This is a genomic window from Mesorhizobium sp. M0590, assembly GCF_040320905.1.
GTDB lineage: Bacteria > Pseudomonadota > Alphaproteobacteria > Rhizobiales > Rhizobiaceae > Mesorhizobium.
Map to the genome: position 1 here is coordinate 49740 of NZ_JAMYQN010000013.1, position 26027 is coordinate 75766.

The window sequence follows — 26027 nt, forward strand, 5'->3', positions numbered from 1 at the left end:
CTTCACTTGCCTGCCTTGAACCAGGTGAGGCTTTGCAGGACGAGCCCGCCAGCCAAGGGAATGCCGACCGTCAAAAGGATCATGACGGTTCCGAGCGCGTTCACCTCGGGGCTGATCGAGATCTTCAGCATCGAAAGGATTTGCGTCGGCATGGTCTCGACGCCCGCCGGCCGCCAGAACAGGCTGGCCGAGGTGTTGTCGAACGAAATGGTGAAAGCGAGCAGAACACTGGCAAGCACTGCGGGAATGAGCAGCGGCAGCGTGATTTCGCGGAATGTCGACACACGCGGCGCCCCGAGCGAAAGCGCCGCCTCCTCATAGGAACGTTTTATGCCGACCATGCGCGCCTGGACGATCAGCACCACGTAGGGGAGCGTGAGCAGAATGTGGCCGAGCACCAGCAGCGTCATGCTGCGCGGCTGGTCGACGGCTTTGATCATGACCAGCAGGCCGACGCCGAGTATCGTTTCGGGGACCAGCGCGGGAAGAATGACAAGCGTGTTGATCGCCTGCTTGCCACGGAACTCGAAGCGCACCAGCGCCAATGCCGCCATGATGCCGAGCAGCGTCGTCACCGTTGCCGTCACCAGGGCAATCCACATCGATGTCCGGAAGGCGTCGAGAACCGGCTCGTTGGTGAGCAGCTTTTCGTACCATCGCAGGCTGAAGCCGGTGAGGGGAAAGCCGCCGAACATCGAGGCGTTGAAGGAAAGCACGACCGTGGCGAGGATCGGCGCAAACATGAAGATGTAGACGCACACCGTGATCGCGCCGGTCAGCCGCCACGCCCATCTGCCTTCGCGATTGGGATGATCCGCTCTCATGCACTGAGGCCCTTCATGATCTGCGATAGGCCCATATAGCGGCTGTAGGCGGCCGCGGCCGCGCCGAGCAGGACGAACAGGACGATGGAAAGCGTGGCGCCCATCGGCCAATTGAGCTGCCCCATGATGGTGTCGTAGATCAAGTTGCCGAACAGCGCATCGCGGCTGCCGCCGAGCAGCTGCGGCGTCACATAGGAGCCGGCCGCCAGCACGAAGCAGAGCAGCAGCCCGGCGCCCAGCCCCGGCATCGATAGCGGCAGGGTCACTTCGCGAAACGCCTGCGCGCTGGTACAGCCCATCGAGCGGGCGGCGGCGATCAGCGTGCGGTCGATGCTTTCCAGGCTGACATAGACGTTCAGGATCATATAGGGCAGCAGAAAATGCAGCAGCCCCATGATGACGGCGCCCTCGGTGTAGAGCATCGGCAACGGCTCGTTGATAACCCCCAGCCTGATGAGCACGACGTTGATCAGCCCCTGTTCGCCGAGAATATGGATCCACGAGAATGTCCGGATGGTGAAGCTGATCCAGAACGGCACGATGAGCAGCAGCAACAGCAGCCATTTGTGCCTGAAGGTCGTGGCCCAGATGAAATAGGCGGGGAAATAGCCAAGGATCGCGCAGATCACAGCGGTGATGGCGCCGACGCGAACGGTCTTCCAAAGAAAACCGTGATAGTAGCTGTCGGTGAGGAATTCCTTCCAGTTGTCGAAGGTCAGCACCGCCGATTCCACCCCCGCGGTGACGAAGGTGAAAAACGTGTAGACCGTCATCATCGCGATCGGCAGCAGCAGAAGCAGGGTAAGCAGTAAAAGCACAGGCGCGACGAGGACCCAGGCCAGTCGCTGATCGTATAATTTCCACCCTTTGGTCACGACCCGTCCAACCACTCTATGTGCAAGCCGCCATCACCGGGCTCGGCTCCGGACTAGATTGGGCGATCGGCGTTCAGGTGTCCACTCTGCATATGGCTCCTGCACAAATTCTGTGCAGGGCCACCGCGCGACCCTCGCCCTGCCGGATTCAACAAATTGCCCGGCGTTCCGCCTGCACATTGATTAAATCAGATATCCCGATATACAGGGTAATTTCGGATATAGATTTTACATGGGCCGGGCAATTTCATGAGTCGCAATTTTCTGGTGATTGAACCTGAGGAAGGCATTGCCGTGCTCAAGGGGCTTGCCTCCTCGGCGCGGATCTCGATGCTGAAACTGCTGCATGAGAAGGGGCCGATGAATGTCAACGAAATCGCCGCCGTGCTGTCGCTTCCGCAGTCGACCGTCTCGACCAACATCCAGGTGCTGGAGGATGCGGGGCTGATCCGCACCGAGAACCTGAAAGCGAAGAAAGGCAGTCAGAAAATCTGTTATCCGACGGCCGAAGAAGTGCTCGTCGTGTTCAAGAGCGAATATCGTGCGGTCAAGAACGACGCGATCGAAGTGTCGATGCCGATCGGGCTTTATACCGGCTTCGAGGTTACCGCGCCCTGCGGCCTTTGTTCGCCGGACGGCATCATCGGTCTGCTCGATGTGCCGAACACTTTCCTCGATCCGGACCGCATGAAAGCCGGTCTGCTATGGTTCACGCGCGGTTTTGTCGAATACCAGTTCCCCAACAATGCCAAGCTCGCCAATGCCGAGATCACCGGACTCGAAGTTGCGATAGAGCTGTCTTCGGAAGTGCCGGGCACCAGCGCCGATTGGCCCTCGGACATCACGCTGACGATCAATGGCGTCGATGTCGGCACCTGGACGTCGCCGGGGGATTTCGGCGACAAGCGCGGCGTCTTCACGCCCTCCTGGTGGAAGCTCAAGGGCTCGCAATACGGTAAGCTGAAGAACTGGCGAATTGCCAATGACGGCACCTATGTCGACGGCCTCAGGATTTCCGAAACCGGCGTCGCCGCACTCGATCTGAAGAGCCATCATTCAATCCGCGTCCGTATCGGCGTCAAGGACGACGCCAAGCGCCCTGGCGGGATCAATATTTTCGGCAAGGGCTTTGGAAATTACGATCAGGACATCCTGCTCAGGATCAAAACTGGTTGATATCATGAAACCGGGTTCTGAAGATAACGCAGCAATTTCAACTATCTGGCTTTCTGCTGTGCCAAAGCGTTCGTCTAATTGTCCTACATTTGGGTATTTTGGCTTGACGAAGGGCTGCTAATTCCTCTTTGATATCGGGCAAGATGATTTAAATCATCGTTTGTGATATCGATGGGAGGAATGCATGAAGGCAGCCGTTACGGCTCATCCGCATTATGTCGTCTCGGAAATCGATCCGAGGCTCTACGGATCCTTCATCGAGCATCTGGGGCGGGCAGTTTACACCGGCATCTATGAGCCCGGCCATCCGACAGCGGATGCCAACGGCATGCGTCAGGACGTCATCGATCTCGTCAGGGAACTCAATGTTCCGATCGTCCGCTATCCCGGCGGCAATTTCGTCTCGGCCTACAATTGGGAAGACGGCATTGGTCCCAAGGAACAGCGCCCAGTGCGCCTCGACCTCGCCTGGCACACATCGGAAAGCAACGAAGTCGGCCTGCATGAATTTGCCGATTGGTGCACCTGCGCCAACACCGAGATGATGCTTGCCGTCAATCTCGGCTCGCGCGGCCTCGACGAAGCCCGCAATCTGCTGGAGTACGCCAACCATCCCGGCGGCAGCAAATGGAGCGACAGGCGCATCGCCAACGGCCGCAAGGAGCCCTTCGACGTCAAGCTCTGGTGCCTCGGCAATGAAATGGATGGCCCCTGGCAGATCGGTCACAAGACCGCGGACGAGTATGGCCGGCTGGCGCATGAGACGGCCAAGGCCATGCGCGCCTTCTCCAAGTCACTCGAGCTGGTGGTCTGCGGCTCTTCGAATGCCAAGATGCCGACCTACCCTGAATGGGAAGCGACGGTTCTCGACCATACCTACAACGAGGTCGACTACATCTCACTGCACATGTATTTCGACAACGACGCCAACGACGCTCCGAACTATCTCGCCATGAGCGAAAAGCTCGACGACTACATTGTCTCGGTCGCCGGCGTCATCGAGTATATCAAGGCCAAGAAGCGCTCCAACAAGCAGGTCTACATCTCGTTCGACGAATGGAACGTCTGGTACCATTCCAAGGAGCAGGACAGGAAGATACTCGGCGGCAGCAACGGCTGGCCGTTCGCCCCGCCGTTGCTCGAAGACATCTATAATTTCGAGGATGTGCTGCAGGTCGGCCTGATCCTCAACACCTTCATCCGCCGTTCCGATGTCGTCAAGATCGCCTGCCTGGCACAACTGGTCAATGTCATCGCGCCGATCATGACCGTTCCGAATGGCCCGGCATGGCGGCAGACGATTTTTTATCCCTATCTGTTTGCTTCTAACTATGGTCGCGGCAATGCGCTGGATCTCAAGGTGGAAAGCCCGACCTACAAATCCAGCGTTGCGGGCGACGTCGCCTATGTCGATGTTGCCGGCGTGCACGACAGGCAAACCGGCCACGTCACCTTCTTCGCCGTCAACCGCCATTCGAGCGAGGCAATCGAAACAGTGGTCGACCTCACCGGCTTCGGCGCGGCGGAGATCGTCGATCACCAGGTGATGGCACACGCCGATCTGAAAGCCGTCAATTCGGCCGAAAACCCTGGCAATGTCGGCCCCAGGAAGGGTGAGGGCGCCTCGCTCGCCGGCGGCAAGCTGAGCCTGTCACTGCCGGCCTATTCCTACCAGGTCATACGCCTGAGGCTCTGAGTTCAGGCGGATCATCGAGAAAGCGCAAACGCTGAGGAGGAGCGTCGACGTGACGGCCGATATCGAGATCAGGAACGTGAGCAAGCAGTTCGGTGCCATGACGGTGCTGGATCATCTGTCGCTCTCCATAAGGGCACGCGAATTCATCGTGTTCCTGGGCCCGTCCGGCTGCGGAAAATCGACGCTTCTTCGAATGATTGCCGGGCTCGAAGCTGTCGACAGCGGCGAGATTGCCATCAACAACGAGCGCATCGATCATCTGCCACCGGGCAAGCGCGGCATTGCCATGGTGTTCCAGTCCTATGCGCTTTATCCGCATATGACGGTGCGCGACAACATGGCCTTCGGCCTTGCGAATATCGGCGTACCAGGCAAGGTCATCGAGGCGCGCATCAATGAAGCCGCCCGCATGCTGGAAATGCCGCATCTGCTCGATCGCAAGCCGGGCCAGCTCTCCGGCGGTCAGCGCCAGCGCGTCGCCATCGGCCGTGCGATCGTCAAGGAGCCGAAGGCCTTTCTGTTCGACGAGCCGCTCTCCAATCTCGATGCCGCGTTGCGCACCCGCACCCGCATCGAGCTTGCCCAGCTTCACCAGCGGCTGCAATCGACGATGATCTTCGTCACCCATGATCAGGTCGAGGCAATGACGCTGGCCGACCGCATCGTCGTCATGAACAATCGCAAGATCGACCAGATAGGTACCCCGATGGAGATCTACGAGCGCCCGGCGACCAAATTCGTCGCGGGTTTCGTCGGCGCGCCGGCGATGAACTTCGTCGATGCGACGCTTGACAGATACGGCAAGAACGCCACGGCCAGGTTTGCGGACGGCGTCTCGGTGCAGACCGAGATCGCCTCCAGCCAACTGACCGATGGCAAGTACACTTTCGGCATCCGTTCTGAAGACGTGCGCATCGTTGCCGCCGGACAGGGCAATGCCGGCGGCGTGGTCGATGTGCTCGAGCGGCTCGGCGAACGCACCCTGATCTACGCGCGGCTGGGCGATGGCCAGCAGATCGTCGGCTCGGATGCCGGCAACAGCCGCGTCGCCGTCGGCGACAGAATCGGGCTCGCCTTTGATGGCCAGAAATCGCATCTGTTCAACGAGACCGGCCGCGCCTGGCATGCGAGGGAGGCCTGAGATGGCTGACCGGCTGGCGATGTCCCCGACCGCGACGCTTGCTGTCGGCGTCAGAGCCCCTACCGCCGACATCTATGCGCCGCAATGGCGAAACGTCATTTTCGTTGCGCCATTCTTGTTCTTCTTCACCACGCTGCTGCTCTTCCCGCTGCTCTGGGGGATGTGGCTGAGTTTCCACAAGGCCGACACGTTTTCGTCCGGAAATTTTGTCGGTCTCGGCAATTACGCCAGGCTGTATCACGACAAGGTCTTCCTGCAATCGATCTGGAACACCTTCTATTTCGTGCTTCTGACGGTGCCGACGCTGGCGCTGATCGGCCTTTTCCTGGCGCTTTGCCTCAACCGCCGCACGCGCACTGCCGCGGTTTTGCGGACGCTGTTCTTTTCCTCGTCGGTGCTATCGGTCACCATCGTCACGCTGATCTGGCGCATCGTCTTCATTCCGAATGTCGGCCTGTTGTCGACGATCTACGGATGGTTCGGCGCAACGGCTCCGGCCTTCATTTCCGATCCCAGCCTGGCGATGGTCGGCATCGCCATTGCCACCATCTGGTGGTGTATCGGCCTGCCGATGATGCTCTTTCTCTCGGCGCTCCAGCAGATTCCACAGGATATTTACGAGGCGGCAGCGCTGGACAATGCCAATCGCTGGCAGACGCTACGCTCGATCACGCTGCCGTCGATCAAGCGGACCTTCATCCTGGTGATCATCATCCAGATCGTGCTGCAATTCCAGCTGTTCGGCCAGGCCTGGCTGATGACGCGCGGCGGTCCGAACAACCTGACCAAGCCGATCGTGCTCTACATCTACGATACCGCATTCCGTCGCTGGGATCTCGGCCTGGGCGCCGCTGCATCGGAAATCCTGTTCATCCTCATCCTGGTCGCGGCCATGGCCCAGTACCTGGTGACACGCAGCAGGGGAGACCAGGCATGAGCGCCACAGCAGCTTCCATCAAGGGCCGGGCATTTGGCGACCATTTGTTATTGGCCCTGGTCATCCTGCTTTCGATCGTCATGATCGCGCCGGTTCTGTGGGTCATCGGCCTGTCACTCAAGGACAATACGGAGCTGATGGCCGATCCGAATTCGGTGTTTCACGCGCCCTATACGCTGAAGAACTACATCAACACCGTCGGCACCTCGTCGGTGTTCATCTGGGTGCGCAACAGCATCATCGTCTCGGGCGGATTGACGCTCGGCACGTTGATCCTGTCGTCGCTCGCCGGCTACGGTTTTGCACGGCTGAATTTCCCCGGCCGAGACGTGCTGTTCGTGATCGTGCTGTTCGGTCTGGCGGTCCCGGAACAGGCCGTGCTTGTCGCCCGTCACCAGATCTTCAGCATGCTGAAGTTCCACAACACCTATCAAGGGCTCATTCTGCCGGGCCTTTCGGCTCCGTTCGGTGTCTTCCTGATGACCCAGTATTTCAAGGCCATCCCGAAGGAGCTGGACGAAGCCGCCATGCTCGATAACGCCAGCCGGCTCAGAATTTTCTGGAAGGTGCTTCTGCCGCTCACGCTGCCTGCGCAGGCGACGCTCGGCATCTTCACCTTTCTCGGCGCCTGGAACGACTACTTCTGGCCGCTGATTTCGGCGACGAAGAAGGACATGTTCACGCTGACGGTCGGCATGGCCTCGACCCAGACCAACTTCGCCCAGTCCGAAGGCATCGGCTTCCTGATGGCGCAGGCGGTGTTCGCCGGTGCACCGATCCTGATCGTCTACCTGTTCTTCCAGAAATACATCGTCACGGCGGTCTCCGGCGCTGCGGTGAGATAACGAAGATTGCCTGACGGCCGGGGGAATGCGCAGCGATTGAAGCACGAAAGCCAATCCAGGGTGGAGCGGCGGAAACTCAGTAGGAGGAACTGATATGAAACTGAAGAAAATACTGTTTGCAGCAGTCTCTGCGGGCGCAATGATGCTCGCAAGTCCAAGCTTCGCGGCCACGGAGCTGAGCGTGCAGCGCTTTTTCGGCGCCTGCGATGCCGATTTCGGCACCAACACCGATGCCACCAAGGCCGTTGGCGAATGCGGCATCATCACCTCGCTAATCAACAAGTTCAACGCCGACAATCCCGATGTCCATGTCAACGTCACCACCGTGGAATGGCCCGGCTATGATCAGCTGACCGCGCAGTTCGCTTCAGGCGACGCTCCGGACATCGTCACGATCCATGAATCCGTACTGTCGGATTATCAGTCGAAGGGCCTGTTGATGCCGCTCGACGATCTCTTGAAGTCGGTCGGCGTGACACCCGACGCCTTCACCGACGCGGCACGCAATGGCGCCACCAAAGACGGCAAGGTCTATGGCCTGCCGATCGACAGCTGGACGATGCTCTATCACGTCAACATGGATCTTTTCAAACAAGCCGGCCTGGTCAATGCCGACGGCACGCCGATTTTTCCAAAGTCGCCCGAGGAACTGCTCGCCCAGGCCGAACAGTTCAAGCAGAAGACGGGCAAGCCTTATTTCGTCCAGAACCTGACCAATGAGACTGCACTCTACACACGCAACCTCTACACCTATCTTTTCCAGCAGGATTCCGATTTCTTCGCCGATCCGAAGCATGTGAAGTTGAATACGCCGGAAGCCAAGAAGGTCGTCGAGATGTACAAGGCGATCTTCGAGAAGGGCTACACCACCAAGGATCTCGATTATGGCGGCTCGATCAACGCCTTCCTTGCCGGCGAGGGTGGCGTCCACCTTAACGGCACCTGGGTGGTCGGCGATTACAACGCCCAGTCCGAGACCAAGGGTACGGCGCTCAACAAGGGCGGCTATGCGGTCTATCCGTATCCGCAGCTGTTTGGCGGCGCCCACGCGCAATATGCCGACGGCCACACCTGGGCCGTTTCGCAGAAAGACCGCACGCCTGAACAGATCGCGGCCATCGGTAAATTCCTGAAGTTCTTCGCCGACAACGACTTCGAATGGTCACGCACCGGTCACCTGCCGGCCTATAAGGCCGTCATCACCTCGGACGCGTTCAAGGCCCTGCCGCATCGCAACACGATCTCTGCGGTCGCTGATCTCGGCAAGCCGCTGCCGTCCGCCGTACAGCGTCAGTTTGCGATCCAGGACATTATCGGCGAAGAGATGAGTGCAGCAATCAGTGGCCAGAAGGACGTCGACACCGCCCTTGCCGACATGGAAAGCCGCGTCAACGAATTGCTCGCCAACATCTGACCACGGTTTCGAAAGGCCCTCCCAAGGCCCCCGCGGCTGGAAACGGCCGCGGGGTTTTGGTGAGGGAGTGGTTATTGTCCTCGAATTGCGAGAACTTGCCGGTGGCGACCGGGTCAAACACGCCAACCACGGCGCCGCAACCTCGGCAGCAGCCGACGCAAGCCCTGGCCGGAGGATTCCGTTAGAACGCCGCGGCCATGGGCATTGCGACCTTGTTGGGGATCTGGATGTCGATCTCCAATCTCGACGTCGTTTCGCCGTGATCCATGCTCACCTGCAGGAAATCCTGGTCGACCTGAACATGCCGGGCGATCACCGCCATGATCTCCTCGCGCAACACCGAGACGAGATCGGGCTGGTTGCGGCTTCGACGCTCGTAAGCCAACAGCAGTTGCAAGCGTTCGCGCGCCACCGGCGCGCTGCCGCGGCGCTTGAAGATATCGAGCAGGTTCATGCTGCCCTCCTTCCCAACAGCCGGTCGAGGAGGCCCCTCCGCTCGAAAGGCAGAATGACCGGCAGGTCCTCGCCCTCGAGTCTTCTTGCCGCGTCGATATAGGCGCGTGCGGCGGGGTTGGTGTTTTCGCTGAGCGTAACCGGCGCGCCCACATTGGATGCGCGCAGCACGTCCTGGCTCTCGGGAATTATTCCCAGCAAGGGCGTCGACAGGATCTCGAGCACGTCATCGATGCTCAGCATCTCGCCGCGGGCAGCGCGCGCAGCATCGTAGCGCGTGACGAGGACGTGTTTGACAATCGATTCACCTTGCTCGGCTTTCATCGTTCTGGAGTCGAGCAGGCCGATGATGCGATCGGAATCGCGGACCGAGCTCACTTCCGGGTTGGTGACGATTACCGCCTCGTCGGCAAAGCGCATGGCAAGTTGCGCGCCCCGCTCTATGCCGGCTGGGCTGTCGCAGAAGACGTAGTCGAAAACCGATCGCAGCTTGTCGATGACATCGGCGACGCCTTCCTCGGTGAGAGCATCCTTGTCGCGCGTTTGCGAGGCCGGCAGCAGGAACAGCGTTTCGAGTCGCTTGTCACGGATCAGCGCCTGCGAAAGCTTGGCGGTTCCCTGAATGACGTTGACGATATCGAAAACAACGCGCCGCTCGGCACCCATGATCAGATCGAGGTTGCGCAGGCCGACGTCGAAATCGACGAGAGCCACCCGCTTGCCGGTTTTCGCGACCGCGGCGCCGAGAGCGGCCGTCGAGGTCGTCTTGCCGACACCCCCTTTGCCGGATGTGACAACCACTACCTTGCCCATATTTGTGCCTCCAATGTTGTTAGTTGAGCGGTGCGACGCAAAGTGCGCCGTCCTCGAGAAAGGCCTGTACCGGCCTTCCTCGCGAGGAGGCGTCCATCTCCTCGGCAGTGCGGTACCAGCCGTCCACCGCCAGAAGTTCGGCTTCGTTTTTCCGGCAAAAGATGCGAGCCGCGGAATTTCCCGTGGCGCCGGCGAACGCACGTCCACGCAGCGTGCCGTAGACGTGGATCGATCCTCCGGCGATGATCTCGGAACCGGAACTGACGGAGCCGACAATGACCACATCGCCATCGGGATGAAAGATCGACTGGCCGGAGCGGATCGGTGCCTTGATCATCAATGAGTTCGGCGCCTGCGGCTCTTCCGTCTTGGCCTCAGCTGCGGCCTTCGGGTGCGGCTGCACGTAAAGCGCGTCGGCGGTGGCCTCCTTGGCGCCAACGAGGAGCGGCGGCAGATCGGCATCGAGAGCTACATTGCCATCGGCCTCGATCGCGTAGATGCGAATCCCGCGCTCCGCGAGTTGTAAGACCAGATCCCGCATCTCGCCCACCTCGGGCTTGAGTATATTCAGATCGAGCACGACCGGGCGGCCGGCAAAGAAGCCGGGAGAGTTTTCGGTCCAGTGATCGAGGCTTTGCAGCCATTCCCCTAGCGGGGCCTCAGGGGTGAGGGTGAAGGCTACAAACGAGCGCGCTCGAAAGCGTATGGACTTGTTTTGGATGGGAGAGACGCAGGTCACAGAGGCGAGTCCTTACTGATTGGTTAAGGCTAGCCCGGCATGGTTAACGAAAAGTTAATGGCGGCTTCCCGAGGCGTTGGCGGAGGCATTCTTTTTGCCCCTGATCGCCCCGCCGGCGCCCTGCTTCCGATGCACGACGAGGTCCTCCTCGCGGCTGCCTGGAGGCGCCTCCAGTTCACGAGGTCGGCCGACCGGTATATTGTTGCCGGAATGCCGGGCCTATTAAGGAGTTATCGATTTGACAAGCGTTGCCAAGGGGCCTGTCGCGGATCGCGGTCGCGCTACCTATGACCTTGGCGCGACCGCCATCTTTGCTTCCAAATCAGACCCGCGCTTTCACTATTGCCTGTATGTGCCTCCCGCGGTTGGGGAAGGGGCCAAAGTCGATCTGATGGTCGCTGTCCATGGCACCGGCCGCACCTCTTTTCTTGGATTCCGCGATGCGTTTTCCGAGTTCGGACGCTGGAACGGCTGCGCCGTTTTGTGTCCGCTGTTTCCAATCGGCGTTCTCGGGGATGATGCCCGCAGCGGATACAAATATTTGCTCGAGGGCAACATACGCTACGATCAGGTGCTGCTCGCCATGGTTGAGGAGGTCAGCGCCAAATACAGTCAGGATTGGAGCCGCTTTGCCATGTTCGGATTTTCCGGCGGCGGGCATTTCACGCATCGTTTTGCTATCCTGCATCCCGACAGGCTCTGGGCGGCCTCAATCGGCGCGCCAGGCTCGGTGACCTTGCTCGATCCGACGCGTGACTGGTGGGTGGGCATTCGCGATCTGCCGGAGAAGTTCGGCATCACCTTCGATGCCGCAGCGCTGGCAAAAGTGCCTTTCCAGATGATCGTCGGCGACGCTGACCTGGAGACTTGGGAGATCACTCATGTCCAAGGCAGCACCCATTGGATGCCGGGCGCCAACGATGCGGGGCGAACACGGCCGGAACGCCTCATGGCATTGTGTCGATCGTTCGAGGAGGCGGGGGCGCGCGTGCGCTTCGATTTGCTGCCAGGCGTATCTCATGAACGGGATGCGGTTCTCGATTCGGTCAAGGATTTCCTCGCCCAACAACTCAAGGAACGAGGGAATGCCTCACGATAAATTCGTTGCGCCCCAGCCCGTGAAGAGATTATCGCAATCAAAGCCCGACCACGTCGACCGCATCCAACCGCGATCTGCTGGCAGTGCGTAACGACTAGAGCAACGCTTCGTATTGATCGCCAATCTTGTCGACTGTGAAATCCGCCGCCCTGTTTTTCAGCACGGCAGCAGGGGTGGGGTGGTCCAGCATCTCGGCCATCGCCTTCGCCAGGGCCGCGGCGTCACCGACCGGCACCAAGGTGCCGAAACGGCCGTCAGCGAGTATTTCGCGCGGGCCATGCGGAGCATCGGTGGAGATTACGGGGACACCGGCGGCCATGGCCTCGACCAAGACGTTGCCAAAGCCTTCGCTGGTCGATGACAGAACGAACAGATCGGCCGCGGCATAGCAAGCCGCGGGATCGTTGACATAGCCGGCAAAGAGCACGTCCCCGCCTATGCCTGTCTCTTCGGCATAGGCGTGCAATTCGGCAGCCAGCGGACCTTCGCCGAAGATAACAAGCCGGGCGGGGCGGCCGGCGCGCAGGGCAGCGAAGGCCCGCAGCAAAGTCCGGTGGTCCTTGACCGGCACCAGGCGCCCGGCGGTGGCAATGACCGGCGCATCGCCCATCGCCGCCAACGCTGCCTGCCAGGCATAGGAAGTCCCCGGCGGTGCTTCAGCCGGCGGCAGCGGGTTATTGATGACGACGACCTTGGATTCGGGGAAGCCGCGGGCGATGATGTCACGGCCGACACCCGCTGAAACGGCGATGGCTTTGGTTGCGCGCGCTGCAACCAGCGCGGAAAGCCAGATCGCCAGCCTCGCGCCGAGGCCGCTGGCAGGCAGCGAGGCGGCGGCATGGAAGCTTGGAAAGAATTTTGCCCGGCTTCTGGCCAACATGAGTGACAGCGCCATCACCAGATTGGCGAATTCCGGGGCGCTATAGACCGCATCAGGATCAAGGCGGCGGAACAAATTTGCGCTTCGCACGATGCCTTTCAGCGTCGCCGACTTGGCGTAACCCTCGCCGCGCAAGAGAAGGCCGAAGTCGACCAGATGCACGGCAGCTGAACGCAGCGCGGCGTTAGGGCCTTCCGCGTTCCAGGTAAAAAGCGTGACCTCGTGGCCACGCGACGCCAGTTCATTTGCCATCAGGACGAAAACACGTTCGGCGCCGCCGCCCCTCAGGCTGGCGATGTGGAAAACGATGCGCTTCACCATGCCTTGCTTCAGGCTCGGCTGGCGGCAAGGCCTGATCGGTTCGGCGGCCGGCGCATGTCGCGGATGATGCCCATGCCGATGGCCAGCAGCATGCCCAGGGCAAAGCCTGCGAACGCTCCTGCGCCTGCCACCAGGGCAGTGCGCGGGGGCCATGAGCGCGCTGGCGGGGGCACCGCGGTCGAAATCACCTGTACGTTTGTGGTGTCGATCTGCTCGCGCTCGCTGATTTGGCGCGCACGTGACAGGAAGCTCTCATAGACCGCTCTCTTCGAGGCGGCATCGCGTTCAAGTTCACGCAGGGCGACTTCGGATTCGCTGTCGGTGAATACATTGCTCTTCAGATCGTTCATCCTGGCGTTGAGAGAAGCCAACGAGGCCCCGGCCTTGTCCAGGCTGGCCTTTGCCGTGCCGATGGTGCGGGAGAACTCGGCCCGGAGTTGCGAGTTGACGGTCTCGAGTTCCGTCCTGAGCCTGACAATCGTCGGGTGGCGCGGACCGAAGGTCATCGACTGTGAATCGATCTGCTGCCGCAGGCTGTTTGACCTGTCGCGCAGCGCCGCGAGCGCTTCCGAAACCGTGGGGTCGGGATTGGCCCCGTTGATACCGGAGGCAACCAGGGCGTCGTAGCTTGCCTGCGCGGCGATAACACGCGATTGCGCATCGACGATTTCGCCATTGAGCTGCGTCAGCGTCTGCGAACTGACGAGCTGGCCATTGCTGGACGACAGGTTGTGGCTGCGCCTGTAGCTCTCGACCTTCTCTTCGGCTGCCTGCACGTCGCTCTTGAGTTGGCCAAGCCGGCTGTCAAGGGCAGCCGCGGCACGGCTGGCGCCGGCAGCTTCCGCCTTAGCCAGTTCTTCCTGGAAGTTTTTGACTATGGCCTGCGAGATCAGGATCGCCTTGGCGGTGGTTTCCGCAGATACCGAGAGGGTTGTGACAAACGAGGTCGGATCCGCGATGGCGTCTACCCGGTCCGCCAGGTTCTTCAAGGCGATGAGCCTCGGGTCGGGCTTCGCCACAGCGCCGGACGAGGATGTGCTCCGGTCCGGATCGAAAAACTCCGGATCGTGAGTCAGATTCAGTTCGTCCACCACACGGGAAAGCACGTTGCCCGAGGTCAGGATGCGCTGCTTGCTGCGCGTGCTGAGCAGTTGGCTATCGATCTGGCCCGGTTGCGAGTAGAGGTCGTTTTCCACAACCTGCAAATTGGATGGGTTGATGAGGACCTCGGTCGTGACGGTGTAACGCTGCTTGCTCAGCAATGCATAGGCGCCGCCGACAATGCCGCCGATTACCGCCAGCATGAAGGCCAGGGCGAGGCCGGCCCGCAGCCAGACGAACAGGCGTCGAAAATCGAGCTCGAGGAAATCGCCGATCTTGTCCAGGGTCACCGTTGCGACAGGCTCTGGAGGTTGCGGCGTCACCGGCGCGGAGCTTAGCGCCGCGACTGGGCCATGCTGTTGCAGCAATGCCCTGCGCCGTGCATTGGCGATACGCTCGAATGCACTGTTATTGGAAGCCGTCGCGGAGATGGGGGGTGTGCCGGAACCGGCAGACATGGTGACAACCCTTGTTAAATCATTACGCTTGGCCTGCTCTACAGAAACATCGTTAACATCTTATTTTCCAAGTTGGCCCATTTTACCGCTCACGCTGTCCGTCCGGCGGACGTTGAAGGGATTTCGTTGCCCAGAATGCCGTTCGAATATCGCCATTTGGATGGGCCATGAGCTATCCCGCTGCCGCTTCGGAACGATTATCGTCCAGCCGAGCGCGCCGTCAGAACGCGCTGTCGCTGCTGTTTTTCCTATGCGCAGCGTTCGCGCTCCTGCTTCGCTTTACGGTATCACCGCAGGTGATGAACATGGTCGTCGACTATACGGCCCAGGGAGGCTCGTTCTACGAGAAGCTGCATTTCGGCACCTATGCGATCATCCTGCTGCTTCCTATCGTTCTTTTCAGCCGGCCGTTTCTGCTGCACGGCGACGAAATTGGAATATTCAAGGCGTTGATCCGCTATTCGGTGCTGATGTTCGCGCTGGTGCCCTATCTGTTCGTTACCGGCCGTGCGGGCTCCTCCGGGTTCATCATCGATACCTATCTGGTGGCCGGCGCCACAGGCCTGTTGATGCTGGCATTGAATGCAGAGGTGCGGCGGGCGCTGGGGGACGTCGTGCTTGGAATGGCGATCCTGAGCGCTGTCATCGGCACCATCGAGGCGGTGACTCAACATCGGCTGTTGCCCTATGGGTTGAACGAACTGCAATTCAGGCCAACTGGCCTGTCGGCCCATCCGCTGGCACTGGGCGCGCTCTGCGCCACAACCATCGGATTCGTGCCGCTGACGCACTGGCGCATATGGGCGCGGGTGATGGCGATCTTCCTGTTGTTCATCGGTTGCGCTGCATCGGGCGCTCGCGCCGCGCTGATGCTCGCCACCGGCGAAATCCTCATTCTGCTGCTGTTCGTGCCTTGGCCGGGCCTGTCGCTCAAATATGAGCGGCAGGCCAAATTTGTCGTGCTGATGTTCACCGTGACGGGTGGCGCGGTGCTCGTAGCGGTACTGTTTGCGGGCGGTCTGCTGAATCGGTTCAGCAACACCATCTTCGACGAAAACTTCATGGCCCGGGTGACCATTTATCAGGTGTTCGGACTGGTCAGCTGGAACGACATCCTGTTCGGCATGAACGTTGACGACCTGCTGGCGATCGTCCGGCAGAAGCTGCATCTGCCCTACATCGAAAGCGCGCCGGTGGTAATTATCTTGCTCTTCGGCCTGCCCATAGCCCTGCTGTTTACAGCGCTGATATTCTGGTTCGTCTTCCGGCTGCTGCGCGGGGCGCCGCTGCCGGCATGGATCGGCACCATAACGTTCTTGCTTGCCGCGCTGTCAAACAACGCGCTTTCGTCAAAAACGCCGGACATGACGATCATCGTGGTGTTGCTGCTTGCCTACAGGAAGCAGCCCCATGGAGGCTCGCTCGAGAGCATGCCTTCGGCTGCTGCATCCAGCCCAAACCCGGCTGGATCTCGTTAAGCACGGACCTCGGATCCGGTCAGCCGGCGCTGTCCACGACCTCGACACCGCCCGCGCGATTGAGCGTGTGAATGCCGGACCGAGCCCATGCCGGCCCGGGATCGATTGAGCGGGGCAGTTCAAAACGGACGTCGAAATCATCAAGCCGATCCAGCCGCATCAATCCCAGGCCGCCGCCATAGGCTCTAGACCCGTTTTGCACCGGCAGCAGCAAAGCGTCGCCCTGGCGGATAAAGGCGCCGCCCGGCCGAGTGGCGGAGTGGTCGACTGCGACGGGATTGAGCGCGTGCGCAGCCCACGGCCCACGCAGCGCCGGGGCGGAATAGACGGCCATCGTGTCGGACGCGCTGCCGTGACCGAACCGCTCAGTCCCCAACAGCCAGAAGCGACCGTCGGATTCGAGCAGCGTGGCGTCGTTGAAATCCCTGTCCGTCATCAGCACCGTATCGCGTACCCAGCGATCCGGAAACTGCTCGGCACGGTAGAGCACCAGTTCTCGCGCCGTAGCGCTTTCAGGGATCATGAAAATCTCGCCGGAGTGAGCAAACACCTGCGGATATGACAGGTGATGCGCTTCCTCCAGCACCACTTTCGGCACGCCGAAAGTGCCGTCGGTGCCAAGTTCAGCGACAGAAATCACCCCGCGGCCGGTGGAGTAGGGAAACTCCTCGACAAACAGAAAATGACGGCCGTCGCGCTCGAGAACGAACGGATCGGCGTAGAAGCGCTGCCCGTCATCGGCAAGCACGGTGAACGGCTTACCATCCAGCTGTCCGGTTTCGGCGACGCCTGGACCGTCGATCAGCCGATAAGCAACCTGCCAATAGAAGGGGCGCCGACCACGTCGCAGTTTTTGCACGGCGCGGTCGACCAACCCCCTGCCGAAAAAGGGCAGATAGTGCCCGATAAATCCGCCTTTCTGCAGGGGCGGCGCCGGGCTCTCGGCAATCGGCGCAAGTTTGCCCGCGGAAAAGCGGGCGACACATTGGGCAATCAGGGAGATGGCGCCGGCGAGCAGGTCGTTGCTGGTTCGAGACAGCCACAACCGGTCGCTGATCATCGGCCGCGCTCTGGCGACGGCAACGCCGTCGAGCCGAGCGGTGAGTTCGGGCAGCCGCCCGCTCGCCAGCATCTCGGTCATGCCCGCGGCAAAGCTGCTTTGGCCGCAAAATTCGAGCGTCAGGACAGGCGTGCCCCGTCGTGCGGCGGTAGCGGTGAGATCGACCATAAGATCGACTGGGCCGGTGTCGCCGGACGGCAACGGCCGGGAACGGCTTGCCAGTGAGGGGCCGAAGCGCCGGCCCTCGAGCGCCAGCACGTTATCCATCGTGCGCGCATTGGGTTCAGGCGTCGGCGCGCGGCAACTCGAAACCGCATGTCCAGCTGCACTCAACCGCGCCAGAAGCTCATTTTCCCAGCGCCGGGATGTGTCGGCGTGGCCGATGATTAAAATATTAGTCAATCCAATATATTCTTTTTCAAGACTACTGTCATAGACTACTTGTCAGCCCAACCTTTCACAAGAGTTAAACCGGGAGAACGCGGCCTTGGTTGTTAATCATATATTAAGAATTGAGATCACGAAGGCGCTTTCCGGCGCTATTATGGCTCTTGCGGGCAATAGTCGGCATGTCCCGAAGGCTGCAGGCGACCAGGATCAGCGATGAACGTCCTTTCACGTCCAAAACTGCCATCCAGGCAGAAACTGCTGATCGTGTTCGGCACTAGGCCGGAGGCACTCAAATGCTTTCCAGTGGCGCGTGCCGCCCTTGCTCATCCAGGCTTCATCACCGAAATATGCATCACCGCCCAGCATCGTGAAATGGTCGACCAGGTTGTCGAGCTGACCGGCCTGCCGGTGCATCACGATCTCAACATCATGCAACCCGGCCAGTCGCTGTTCGACGTGACCTCGCGCGTGCTCCTGGGCATGGCCGAGGTGCTGGAAAAGTCGCAGCCCGATATCGTCATGGTACAGGGCGACACCACCACGGCAATGGCCGCGGCGCTGGCTGCCTTCTACAAGCGTGTCCCCGTCGCTCATGTCGAAGCAGGATTGCGCAGCCACAACATCAACTCGCCGTTTCCTGAAGAACTGAACCGCAAGATTGCCGGCGACATCGCTACCTGGCATTTTGCGCCGACCGTTCAAGCGCGCGACAATCTCATCGCCGAAGGAAAGGCCGAAAGCACCATCTTCGTGACCGGCAACACGGTGATCGACACGCTGTTGCATTTTTCAAGCGCGATCGATGCTGACAGGCTGATGAACGCGAAGCTCGCTGCCCGCTTCCCTTTCCTCGACCCTTCCAAGAAGATGATCCTCGTCACCGGTCATCGCCGCGAGAATTTCGACGGCGGCATCCAGCGCATCTGTACGGCATTGAAGGGATTGGCGGCGCGCGGAGATGTGCAGATCGTCTACCCTGTCCATCCAAACCCCAATGTGCGCTCAGTGGTCAACGCAGAGCTGGAAGGCGTGCCGAACATCCACCTGGTCGAGCCGCAGGACTATCTGCCGTTCCTGTACCTGCAGAAGCAGAGCTATCTGGTGCTTACCGATAGCGGTGGCGTGCAGGAAGAAGCGCCTTCACTCGGCAAGCCGGTGCTGGTAATGCGCGAAAATACCGAGCGACCCGAGGGGATCGTGGCCGGCACCGCCCGTCTTGTCGGCACCGACGTCGAGAAAATCCTGTTCAACGCCAATCGCCTGCTCGACGATCAGGCTGCCTATTGCGGCATGGCGGAACGACACAACCCATATGGCGATGGCCGGGCCAGTAACCGGATTGTTGAGGAACTGCTGCATCATGGCTGAAATCAAAACCGTTTCCGTAATCGGCATGGGCTATATCGGCCTGCCGACCTGCGCCATTTTCGCCAGCCGCGGGCTCAACGTCATTGGCGTCGATGTCAACCGAGCGGTGGTCGAGAAGGTCAACCGCGGCGAAATCCACATCGTCGAGCCGGACCTTGACGGTCTGATCCAGAAGGTCGTGGCGAACGGCAAGCTCATGGCCTACAGCACGCCGCAGCCGGCGGACGCCTATATCATCGCCGTGCCGACCCCGATGACCCACGATCATAAGCCGGACGTGACCTACGTGCTCGCGGCGGCACGAAGCATCGCCCCCGTGCTGAAGCGGGGAGACCTTGTGGTATTGGAATCGACATCGCCGGTTGGAACCACGCGTATCATGACCGGGCTGCTTGCCGAGTTGCGGCCTGATCTCAAATTTCCTGTCCAGCATGGCGAAGACGCCGATGTGCTGGTCGCCTATTCGCCCGAGCGTGTGCTGCCGGGAAAGGTGCTGACCGAGCTGATCAACAACGATCGCTCGATCGGCGGATTGTCCCGCAAATCGTCGGAGCGGACCGCGGCACTCTATTCGACCTTCGTCACCGGCGACCTGTTCATGACAACGGCCGAAAGTGCTGAGCTGGTGAAACTGACGGAGAACGCGTTCCGCGACGTCAACATCGCCTTTGCCAACGAGCTTGCCGCCGTGTGTCAGGATCTGTCGCTCAATGTATGGGAAGTGATCGATCTCGCCAATCGACACCCTCGCGTGAACATCCTCCAGCCGAGCCCGGGCGTTGGCGGTCACTGCATTGCGGTCGATCCATATTTTATCATCGACGCCGCACCCAACAGCACGCGGCTTATGGCTTCGGCACGCCGGATCAATTCCGAACGGCCCATGTCGGTGGTCAGGGATATTGAGGCCTTGCTCGACCCCTCCCGCAAACAGACGATCGCCTGTCTTGGCCTCAGCTTCAAAGCCAACATCGACGATTTGCGCGAGAGCCCGGCCGTCGAGGTGGTGAAACTTCTGTCCGATATCCCCAATGTGAAGATCATTGCGGCTGAACCCAACACAAATGCGCTGCCGCATGAGCTCGAGGGCAGGGGCATCGTGTTCACCGACGCACTTTCGGCCATCGACAAGTCCGATATCGTCGTCCTCCTGGTCGACCATCGGCAGTTCAATCTGGTCGACCCCGAAGCGCTCAAGGACAAGAAGCTCGTCGATACGAGGGGTCTGTGGACGTGGCGCAAGGCACGCAAGCCCGACGCCCGCATCGAAGGCAAGAAACCAGAGGTCGCACAAGTGACGCTTGCAAGGGAGCAGGCCGCATGAACGCGCACGCCCCGGCATGGGCGCAGCATTCCCTGTTGGCATCACGGCGCCGGGAGTTCCTTGGCGCACCGATCCATGCGCTGACCATGGCCGAGACACTGGCCATCGCCGACGAGGCGATGACCCTGGGGCGGCCGCTGCATCATGTGGTCGTGAACGTCGCCAAGCTGGTGACCATGCGCCAGAATGCCGAGCTGCGCGAGGACGTGGCTGGGGCGGACGTGGTCAATGTCGACGGCATCGGCGTGCTTTGGGGTGCACGTCTGTGCGGCGTCGCGCTGCCCGAGCGGGTGGCGGGCGTCGACATCATGATCAATCTGCTGAGCCTCTGCGCGAAGCGTGGATTCAGGCCGTATCTGCTGGGGGCCGAACAGCACGTTCTCGACGCGGTTGTAGTGAGACTTGCCAAGGACCATCCGAGCCTCGTCATAGCGGGAATGCGCAACGGCTATTTCAAGCCGGAGGACGAGGCCGGGATCGTCGCGGCGATCAACGCCTCGGGCGCCGACTGCCTGCTGGTGGCCATGCCGACACCGCGCAAGGAACGCTTTCTCAAACGCTACCGCGATGAACTCGCCTCAAGCTTCGTGATGGGCGTGGGCGGCAGTTTCGACGTCTATGGGGGCAAGGTTGCCCGTGCGCCGAAGCTGATACAAGCGGCCGGCCTGGAGTGGCTGTTCCGCGTCGTCCAGGAGCCGCGACGCTTGTGGCGCCGCTACTACGATACCAACACTGCCTATGCAGGGCTGCTGTGCCGAGAGTTCTGGGAGCGTCGCTGGCGCCGAAACGCCGGTTTATAGTTTCGCGTTCCCCCACAAAACAGGCGTTGACCCTGGACTTCGCTTTACGCGATCCGTAGCCGCGCTCGCAGCTGGGCGACGAATTGCGTCGCTGCCACAGGGTGGAACAACGAGGTCAGCCCGAAGAAAACCGCAGCACCGGCAGTGCCGCCGGCGACAAGCGAGAAGATTGCCGGCACGTCGCCGGGCACCATGCTGGCAAGCTTGGCGGCCACCCCCGTGCTGAGCGAGATGACCACCGAGACACCGATGTCGCGCCATGGCACCGGCACCGGTGTGAGCCGCTCGCTGATGATGATGCAGGTTATGGAGCCCACCACCGAGCCGCCCGCCAGCGCCAAAGCGGCGCCGATCTCCGCCATCGGGGGGATCAACAGCAGGGACAATGCGATTGTTGCCACCGAGCCGAAGAGATTGGCGATGATCAGCAGCCACGGCCGCTTGTGCGCGTGCACTACGACGCCATAGACGAAGCTGGTGAGGTTGGCGCACAGCACGCTGAAGGCAATGATCGGAAACAGCAGGCCGAAGCGGCCGTGATATTGCGAGGGCAGCATGAGCTCGGTGATATCGCTGCTGAGCGCGACCAGCATCGCTGCAATAGGCAGGCAAAGCCGCATCATCAGCGCCATCAGTTGCGACAGCAGCCGGCCCGACGCCGCGGGCCCATCCTCGTCGAACCGGCTGACCACCTCGGGAAAGGCGCCCATGTTGATGGCGTTGGCGACCATGTCGATCGGCTGGCGGGCCAGCGCATAGGCTGCGGCGAAGATCGCCACAGCGCTGGCATCGTAATAGATCTTGAGGAACAGACGCTCCGCGCTGTTGAGCCCGAAGCCTACCAGCGCCATGATGATCAGCGGCACACCGAGCGCAAAGAAGTCCCTGTGGGTGAAGCGCGGCGGACCGGCAACGAGCCGTCGCGATGCCATGATGCCCGCCACGATGCCGGCAATCAAGGCGCCGAGGCTCGAGCCGAGCGACACCGTCAGAAAGCTATCCTGAAAGACGAGGATAGCGCCGATCGGTAACGCGAGTTGCAGCAGGGCACGCAGGGCTTCTAGCATCGAATAGACCGAATGGCGCTGCTGCATCTGCAGCACCGTCAACGCGAAGCGGCTGATGGACCCGGCGACCAGATAGCCGCAGACTGCGATCGCGAACTCGACCCAGCGTTCAGGCACGATCACCGCCGACGCGCCTACCGATATGACCAGCGCCAGTGCCGTGGTGGCAAGCAACACCTGCCCGGCCAGCATCAGGCTGCCGCGGCTGACTTCGCCCTTGCCGCCAAGCCTGAGCAAGGCGATGCGCAGCCAGTTGGTGACGGCAATGTCGGTCATTTCCCCGACGGTCACCACCAGGGTGAGCAGGCCATACTCGGTCTGGTCGATCAAACGCGTCACGACGACCAGCAGGAGCAGCGCCGAAATTCGCGTCAGCAGGATCGCCGGAGCATAAATGAGCGTGGAACGGAGCAGCAAGGGCGTGTCCCTGGAAAACTCACCTTCGACTAGCCGCCGACTGGCGGAAAATCCAGCCCGATGATGCCGAAGGGTGAACAGATTCAGTTTGAACTAAAAGATTTGCCGTAAACCTTATCGGGAACGTTTGCTTTGCAGTTACCCGGTCTGTGTTATTTAGAGTACCATCATGTTGCAGCGCCTCATATCCGATCGAAAAATACATGTCCTGGTCGCGACGCCCTCGGGCGTTTCGGGGCAGGGCGGCATCGACCGCATCATGGGGGCGCTGAAGCAGGAGTTCGAACGGCAAGAAATCACCGACATCGATGTGCGCTTTCTTGCCAGTCGTGGCCCGGGGCATGTCGGACTTTCGATCTTCTATATGCTCGGTTTTTGCTTACGGATGCTTAAAGCGCGTCTGGCTGGACGCGCCGATGTCATTCATATCAACATCTCAGTTTCCGGCAGCACCTACCGCAAGATGGTGATCGCCGCCTGCGCACGGCTGCTGTCGATACCCTATGTCCTGCATTTGCACGGGGCGCAGTATCAGACATTCTGGAAAGCCGACCGCGGTTTCATAAGCCGCCGTATCAAAGCTCTGTTCGAGCATGCCGATCGGGTGATCGTTTTGGGCAGACTTTGGCGCGATTTCGTCGCCAGCCGGGCGCCGGGCGCAGCCGGCAATATCGTGATCGTGCCCAATGCGACCGAAGTCCCGTCGCTGGCGCATGTCGGCGGCGGCGACCATGTGCATATCCTGTTCCTGGGCCGCATCGGCGACCGCAAGGGCGTACCGCAATTGCTCGAGGCACTGCACCGCATGAGCCCTGTCAAGAATTGGCGCGCCACGATTGCCGGCGATGGCGAAGTCGAGGCGGCACGGGCAAAGTCAGCCGCGCTGCGGATTGCAGACCGGATCGCCTTTCCGGGTTGGGTGGGACCGGACGATGTCGCATCGCTGATTTCTTCGGCCGATATTCTGGTTCTTCCATCCTTCGCCGAAAATCTGCCGATGTCGGTGATCGAAGGCATGGCAGCCGGTTTGGCGGTGGTGGCGACCCCGGTTGGCGCCGTCGAAGACATAATCACCGACGGGCAATCCGGGCTGCTGGTGCCGCCAGGCGATGTTACAGCGTTGACCGAGGCGCTGAGCCGCCTCGTGGAGAACCCGGCACTGCGGGCAAAGCTTGGTGCCGGTGCCATGGCCGTGCATCGGGAACGGCTTGAGCTCGCCCCGTTTGTTGGCGCAATCTGCGATGTCTGGCGGTCGGCCGTGTCAAGCCGTCAACCGGTCAAGCGCTGAGGCCGACGATCGCGGCGGCGCGTCGAGCCTGAATTCGCGGTGGAATATCTCCAAATTCAACAGCGCCCATATCAGCTTTTCGTGGTCTGCAGCACGCGTGGTGTGTTCCGAGACGATTTGATCTAGCTGTTTCGGACTCAGATAGCTGCGAATGACGGAGTGAGGCGAGCAAAGATGGTCATGCACGTAGTTCCTCATCGATCCGCGAAACCATTCGGCGACCGGTACCTTGAACCCGACCTTGCGGCGGCTGAGAATTTCCTCCGGGAGGATATTGGCCATGCTGTCGCGCAGGATCTGCTTGCTGTGCAACCAACCCAGCCTGTAGCGATCGGGCAATTTGCTGACGAATGAAACCAGGTCGCGATCGAGGAACGGCATTCTTCCTTCGATTGAACCGGCCATCATCATGTGGTCGCCTCGTTCCAGGAGATTGTCAGGCAGCCACGATGTCTGATCGAAAAACAGCACGCGGCGAAGATGGGAGGCCGCAGCGCTTGACGAGAACGGAAAGTCGTTGCGCTCATAACGTCGATTTGCGGACGCGCCGATCAGGCAAGCGCGCTGCTGCGCCGAAACGGCTCCAAACCAGGAGACCATCCGGGCGGCAAAGTCCCTTTCGCCCGCGGTGCGGGCAAACGTATCGACCTTGGCCGACGCGCCCGGCATGGCGCGTACCAAAGGGGAAAGGACGTTATCGTGCAGCGAGGCTGGAACAAGCGACTGGTAGATCCCGGCCAGTGATTCCGCGCGATGCTTGGGATAGCCGCCGAGAAGCTCGTCGGCTCCTTCTCCGGTGAGCACCATCTTGATGTCCTGCGAGGCGCGCTCCGACATCAGGTAAATTGGAATATCGCTGCTTTGCGAAACAGGTCCCCCGCGTTGGCGAACCATCGCGGGCAGGTGATCCATCAGATCGCCTGGCTGGATGACAAGTTCGCAATGATCGGTCTTGAAATGATCGGCAACGCGCCGGGCGAATCCAAGTTCGCTATAGGCTGCGTCGTCGAACCCGACGGAAAACGTGCGAATGGGCGTGGCGCTATGCCTGGCCATCAGGGCGACGATAGCCGAGGAGTCGAGTCCTCCGGAGAGAAAGGCTCCAAAAGGTGCATCGCTGCGCATCCTGATCTCGACGGAATGGTCGAGCAGTTCCAGAAATCGCCGCTTGGCGGTTTTTCGGTCGATCCGTTCGGTCAGGGCCGCCTGGTCCGGAGGCGTATAGTAACGCGTTTCCTTGACTACCCCCTGCGACCAGACAGCATAGCTTCCGGGATTGAGCTTGCGAATCTGTTTAAAAAGCGTGCGTGGTCCCGGCACATAACGCCAGTTCAGATACTCGTCCACGGCATCCAGATCGAGTTGCTGCGCATCTTGCTGCGCCGACAACAATGCGTTGATCTCCGAGGCAAACAGCAGCAATCTTTCGCTTTGCATGAGGTAAAGCGGCTTTTCCCCGAAGGGATCCCGGCCGAGGATCAATTCCTGCCTCTGAGCATCCCAGAGTGCAAAGGCAAACATGCCGCTCAGCCGGTCGAACATTGACAAGCGCCACTGATCGTAGGCTCGGAGCAGCACCTCGGTATCGGAGCGCGTTCGAAAATGATGGCCAAGGCCGATCAGTTCCTGGCGCAACTCGATGTAGTTATATATCTCTCCGTTGAAAATTATTTTGAGACGACCGTCCTCAATCTGCATCGGCTGATTTGACTCGGGCGCCAGGTCAATGATCGCCAGGCGGCGATGGACCAATGCCAATTGTTGCTCGCCGGTATTCAGGTCCAATATCTCGGTGCCTTCGGCATCGGGACCGCGATGCCGCAATGCGTTTGACATTCTGGCGGCCCGCTCTTGTGGATTTTTAGCCCTTCGACCGATCCATCCGGCAATTCCACACATCGTTCCCCCTAGGCGCGCGCATTCCTCACTTCAGTACAACAAATGTGTTAAACACTTCGTGCCAACACAACCCAACCGCGAGAAAAGCTGCCACAGGCCGTTCCTCGATCAGGCCCGGCGGTCAAGGTTCGCCGCCGGCTATTCACCGGTGAGAGGGAGTGACG

22 protein-coding genes are annotated in these 26027 nt (G+C 60.5%); 12 read left to right on the forward strand and 10 right to left on the reverse strand.

What is annotated here, in order from left to right; genetic code table 11:
- Positions 1-2: 2 nt before the first annotated feature.
- Together NKI52_RS21220 and NKI52_RS21225 are read right to left on the reverse strand one after the other, a co-directional pair.
- Positions 3-824, reverse strand: a complete 822-nt coding sequence (locus NKI52_RS21220; protein WP_023675644.1) for an ABC transporter permease — start codon at positions 822-824, stop codon at positions 3-5.
- Positions 821-1699 carry an ABC transporter permease gene (locus NKI52_RS21225; RefSeq protein WP_023675645.1) on the reverse strand — a complete coding sequence of 293 codons (879 nt, stop codon included), beginning with the start codon at positions 1697-1699 and terminating at the stop codon, positions 821-823. Before NKI52_RS21225 ends, NKI52_RS21220 begins: the two co-directional genes overlap by 4 nt.
- A gap of 249 nt (positions 1700-1948) precedes the next feature.
- Here NKI52_RS21225 and NKI52_RS21230 point away from each other — a divergent pair, with 249 nt between their 5' ends.
- The 6 genes from NKI52_RS21230 (at position 1949) to NKI52_RS21255 (ending at position 8908) form a co-directional block, all read left to right on the forward strand.
- Positions 1949-2875 (forward strand): ArsR/SmtB family transcription factor, encoded by a 927-nt coding sequence (locus NKI52_RS21230; protein ID WP_352576412.1) that lies wholly within the window; start codon positions 1949-1951, stop codon positions 2873-2875.
- 184 nt (positions 2876-3059) lie between these two features.
- Entirely contained in the window at positions 3060-4571 is a 1512-nt protein-coding gene (gene arfA / locus NKI52_RS21235) for an arabinosylfuranosidase ArfA (RefSeq protein WP_023677146.1), read from the forward strand.
- Between the two features lie 49 nt (positions 4572-4620).
- A complete protein-coding gene (locus NKI52_RS21240) occupies positions 4621-5712 on the forward strand; it encodes an ABC transporter ATP-binding protein (protein WP_023677147.1) in 1092 nt (363 codons plus the stop codon).
- Between the two features lie 19 nt (positions 5713-5731).
- Entirely contained in the window at positions 5732-6649 is a 918-nt protein-coding gene (locus NKI52_RS21245; protein WP_051406145.1) for a carbohydrate ABC transporter permease, read from the forward strand.
- Positions 6646-7494 carry a carbohydrate ABC transporter permease gene (locus tag NKI52_RS21250; protein WP_031211878.1) on the forward strand — a complete coding sequence of 283 codons (849 nt, stop codon included), beginning with the start codon at positions 6646-6648 and terminating at the stop codon, positions 7492-7494. The genes NKI52_RS21245 and NKI52_RS21250 overlap by 4 nt, the downstream gene beginning before the upstream one ends.
- 94 nt (positions 7495-7588) lie before the next feature.
- Positions 7589-8908, forward strand: coding sequence for an ABC transporter substrate-binding protein (locus NKI52_RS21255; protein WP_352449655.1), 1320 nt, complete (start codon positions 7589-7591; stop codon positions 8906-8908).
- A 181-nt stretch (positions 8909-9089) separates the two neighbouring features.
- Here the strand turns inward: NKI52_RS21255 and minE are convergent, their stop codons facing one another.
- The 3 genes from minE to minC are packed head-to-tail and all read right to left on the reverse strand — an operon-like array spanning position 9090 to position 10913.
- Positions 9090-9362: a cell division topological specificity factor MinE gene (gene minE / locus NKI52_RS21260; RefSeq protein ID WP_023677151.1), complete on the reverse strand. Its 273-nt coding sequence runs from the start codon at positions 9360-9362 to the stop codon at positions 9090-9092.
- A complete protein-coding gene (gene minD, locus NKI52_RS21265) occupies positions 9359-10174 on the reverse strand; it encodes a septum site-determining protein MinD (RefSeq protein WP_023677152.1) in 816 nt (271 codons plus the stop codon). Before minD ends, minE begins: the two co-directional genes overlap by 4 nt.
- Before the next feature lie 19 nt (positions 10175-10193).
- On the reverse strand, positions 10194-10913 hold the full coding sequence (gene minC, locus NKI52_RS21270) for a septum site-determining protein MinC (protein ID WP_352587357.1): 720 nt from the start codon (positions 10911-10913) through the stop codon (positions 10194-10196).
- Positions 10914-11151: 238 nt separating this feature from the next.
- Here minC and NKI52_RS21275 point away from each other — a divergent pair, with 238 nt between their 5' ends.
- Positions 11152-12012, forward strand: a complete 861-nt coding sequence (locus NKI52_RS21275) for a hydrolase (RefSeq protein ID WP_023677154.1) — start codon at positions 11152-11154, stop codon at positions 12010-12012.
- Between the two features lie 94 nt (positions 12013-12106).
- Here the strand turns inward: NKI52_RS21275 and NKI52_RS21280 are convergent, their stop codons facing one another.
- Together NKI52_RS21280 and NKI52_RS21285 are read right to left on the reverse strand one after the other, a co-directional pair.
- Positions 12107-13213: a glycosyltransferase gene (locus NKI52_RS21280; RefSeq protein ID WP_352455346.1), complete on the reverse strand. Its 1107-nt coding sequence runs from the start codon at positions 13211-13213 to the stop codon at positions 12107-12109.
- Between the two features lie 8 nt (positions 13214-13221).
- Positions 13222-14772, reverse strand: a complete 1551-nt coding sequence (locus NKI52_RS21285) for a GumC family protein (RefSeq protein WP_031211881.1) — start codon at positions 14770-14772, stop codon at positions 13222-13224.
- A 167-nt stretch (positions 14773-14939) separates the two neighbouring features.
- Here NKI52_RS21285 and NKI52_RS21290 point away from each other — a divergent pair, with 167 nt between their 5' ends.
- Entirely contained in the window at positions 14940-16250 is a 1311-nt protein-coding gene (locus NKI52_RS21290) for a VpsF family polysaccharide biosynthesis protein (RefSeq protein WP_352455347.1), read from the forward strand.
- Between the two features lie 19 nt (positions 16251-16269).
- Here the strand turns inward: NKI52_RS21290 and NKI52_RS21295 are convergent, their stop codons facing one another.
- Positions 16270-17712, reverse strand: a complete 1443-nt coding sequence (locus tag NKI52_RS21295) for a glucosamine inositolphosphorylceramide transferase family protein (protein WP_245274719.1) — start codon at positions 17710-17712, stop codon at positions 16270-16272.
- 201 nt (positions 17713-17913) lie between these two features.
- On the opposite strand from NKI52_RS21295, the gene wecB reads away from it, so the two are divergent.
- The 3 genes from wecB to NKI52_RS21310 are packed head-to-tail and all read left to right on the forward strand — an operon-like array spanning position 17914 to position 21192.
- Positions 17914-19068 (forward strand): non-hydrolyzing UDP-N-acetylglucosamine 2-epimerase, encoded by a 1155-nt coding sequence (wecB, locus tag NKI52_RS21300; protein WP_023677159.1) that lies wholly within the window; start codon positions 17914-17916, stop codon positions 19066-19068.
- Positions 19061-20392, forward strand: a complete 1332-nt coding sequence (gene wecC / locus NKI52_RS21305; RefSeq protein WP_023677160.1) for a UDP-N-acetyl-D-mannosamine dehydrogenase — start codon at positions 19061-19063, stop codon at positions 20390-20392. Before wecB ends, wecC begins: the two co-directional genes overlap by 8 nt.
- Entirely contained in the window at positions 20389-21192 is an 804-nt protein-coding gene (locus tag NKI52_RS21310; protein ID WP_031211886.1) for a WecB/TagA/CpsF family glycosyltransferase, read from the forward strand. Before wecC ends, NKI52_RS21310 begins: the two co-directional genes overlap by 4 nt.
- A 44-nt stretch (positions 21193-21236) precedes the next feature.
- Here NKI52_RS21310 and NKI52_RS21315 read toward each other — a convergent pair whose 3' ends face one another.
- Entirely contained in the window at positions 21237-22676 is a 1440-nt protein-coding gene (locus NKI52_RS21315) for a lipopolysaccharide biosynthesis protein (protein ID WP_352576415.1), read from the reverse strand.
- Positions 22677-22845: 169 nt separating this feature from the next.
- On the opposite strand from NKI52_RS21315, the gene NKI52_RS21320 reads away from it, so the two are divergent.
- Entirely contained in the window at positions 22846-23964 is a 1119-nt protein-coding gene (locus NKI52_RS21320; RefSeq protein WP_023677163.1) for a glycosyltransferase family 4 protein, read from the forward strand.
- Here NKI52_RS21320 and asnB read toward each other — a convergent pair.
- On the reverse strand, positions 23938-25863 hold the full coding sequence (asnB, locus tag NKI52_RS21325; RefSeq protein WP_352699406.1) for an asparagine synthase (glutamine-hydrolyzing): 1926 nt from the start codon (positions 25861-25863) through the stop codon (positions 23938-23940). The genes NKI52_RS21320 and asnB overlap by 27 nt on opposite strands.
- Positions 25864-26027 lie beyond the last annotated feature (164 nt).

Excerpts from the sequence above, each read along its gene's own strand:
- NKI52_RS21320 (WP_023677163.1), top strand. The coding sequence starts at position 22,846 with ATGTTGCAGCGCCTCATATCCGATCGAAAAATACATGTCCTGGTCGCG.
- NKI52_RS21250 (WP_031211878.1), top strand. The coding sequence starts at position 6,646 with ATGAGCGCCACAGCAGCTTCCATCAAGGGCCGGGCATTTGGCGACCAT.
- asnB (WP_352699406.1), bottom strand. The coding sequence starts at position 25,863 with ATGTGTGGAATTGCCGGATGGATCGGTCGAAGGGCTAAAAATCCACAA.
- NKI52_RS21220 (WP_023675644.1), bottom strand. The coding sequence starts at position 824 with ATGAGAGCGGATCATCCCAATCGCGAAGGCAGATGGGCGTGGCGGCTG.
- arfA (WP_023677146.1), top strand. The coding sequence starts at position 3,060 with ATGAAGGCAGCCGTTACGGCTCATCCGCATTATGTCGTCTCGGAAATC.
- NKI52_RS21280 (WP_352455346.1), bottom strand. The coding sequence starts at position 13,213 with ATGGTGAAGCGCATCGTTTTCCACATCGCCAGCCTGAGGGGCGGCGGC.
- wecB (WP_023677159.1), top strand. The coding sequence starts at position 17,914 with ATGAACGTCCTTTCACGTCCAAAACTGCCATCCAGGCAGAAACTGCTG.
- NKI52_RS21245 (WP_051406145.1), top strand. The coding sequence starts at position 5,732 with ATGTCCCCGACCGCGACGCTTGCTGTCGGCGTCAGAGCCCCTACCGCC.
- NKI52_RS21310 (WP_031211886.1), top strand. The coding sequence starts at position 20,389 with ATGAACGCGCACGCCCCGGCATGGGCGCAGCATTCCCTGTTGGCATCA.
- wecC (WP_023677160.1), top strand. The coding sequence starts at position 19,061 with ATGGCTGAAATCAAAACCGTTTCCGTAATCGGCATGGGCTATATCGGC.
- minD (WP_023677152.1), bottom strand. The coding sequence starts at position 10,174 with ATGGGCAAGGTAGTGGTTGTCACATCCGGCAAAGGGGGTGTCGGCAAG.
- minE (WP_023677151.1), bottom strand. The coding sequence starts at position 9,362 with ATGAACCTGCTCGATATCTTCAAGCGCCGCGGCAGCGCGCCGGTGGCG.
- NKI52_RS21255 (WP_352449655.1), top strand. The coding sequence starts at position 7,589 with ATGAAACTGAAGAAAATACTGTTTGCAGCAGTCTCTGCGGGCGCAATG.
- NKI52_RS21230 (WP_352576412.1), top strand. The coding sequence starts at position 1,949 with ATGAGTCGCAATTTTCTGGTGATTGAACCTGAGGAAGGCATTGCCGTG.
- NKI52_RS21290 (WP_352455347.1), top strand. The coding sequence starts at position 14,940 with ATGAGCTATCCCGCTGCCGCTTCGGAACGATTATCGTCCAGCCGAGCG.
- NKI52_RS21285 (WP_031211881.1), bottom strand. The coding sequence starts at position 14,772 with ATGTCTGCCGGTTCCGGCACACCCCCCATCTCCGCGACGGCTTCCAAT.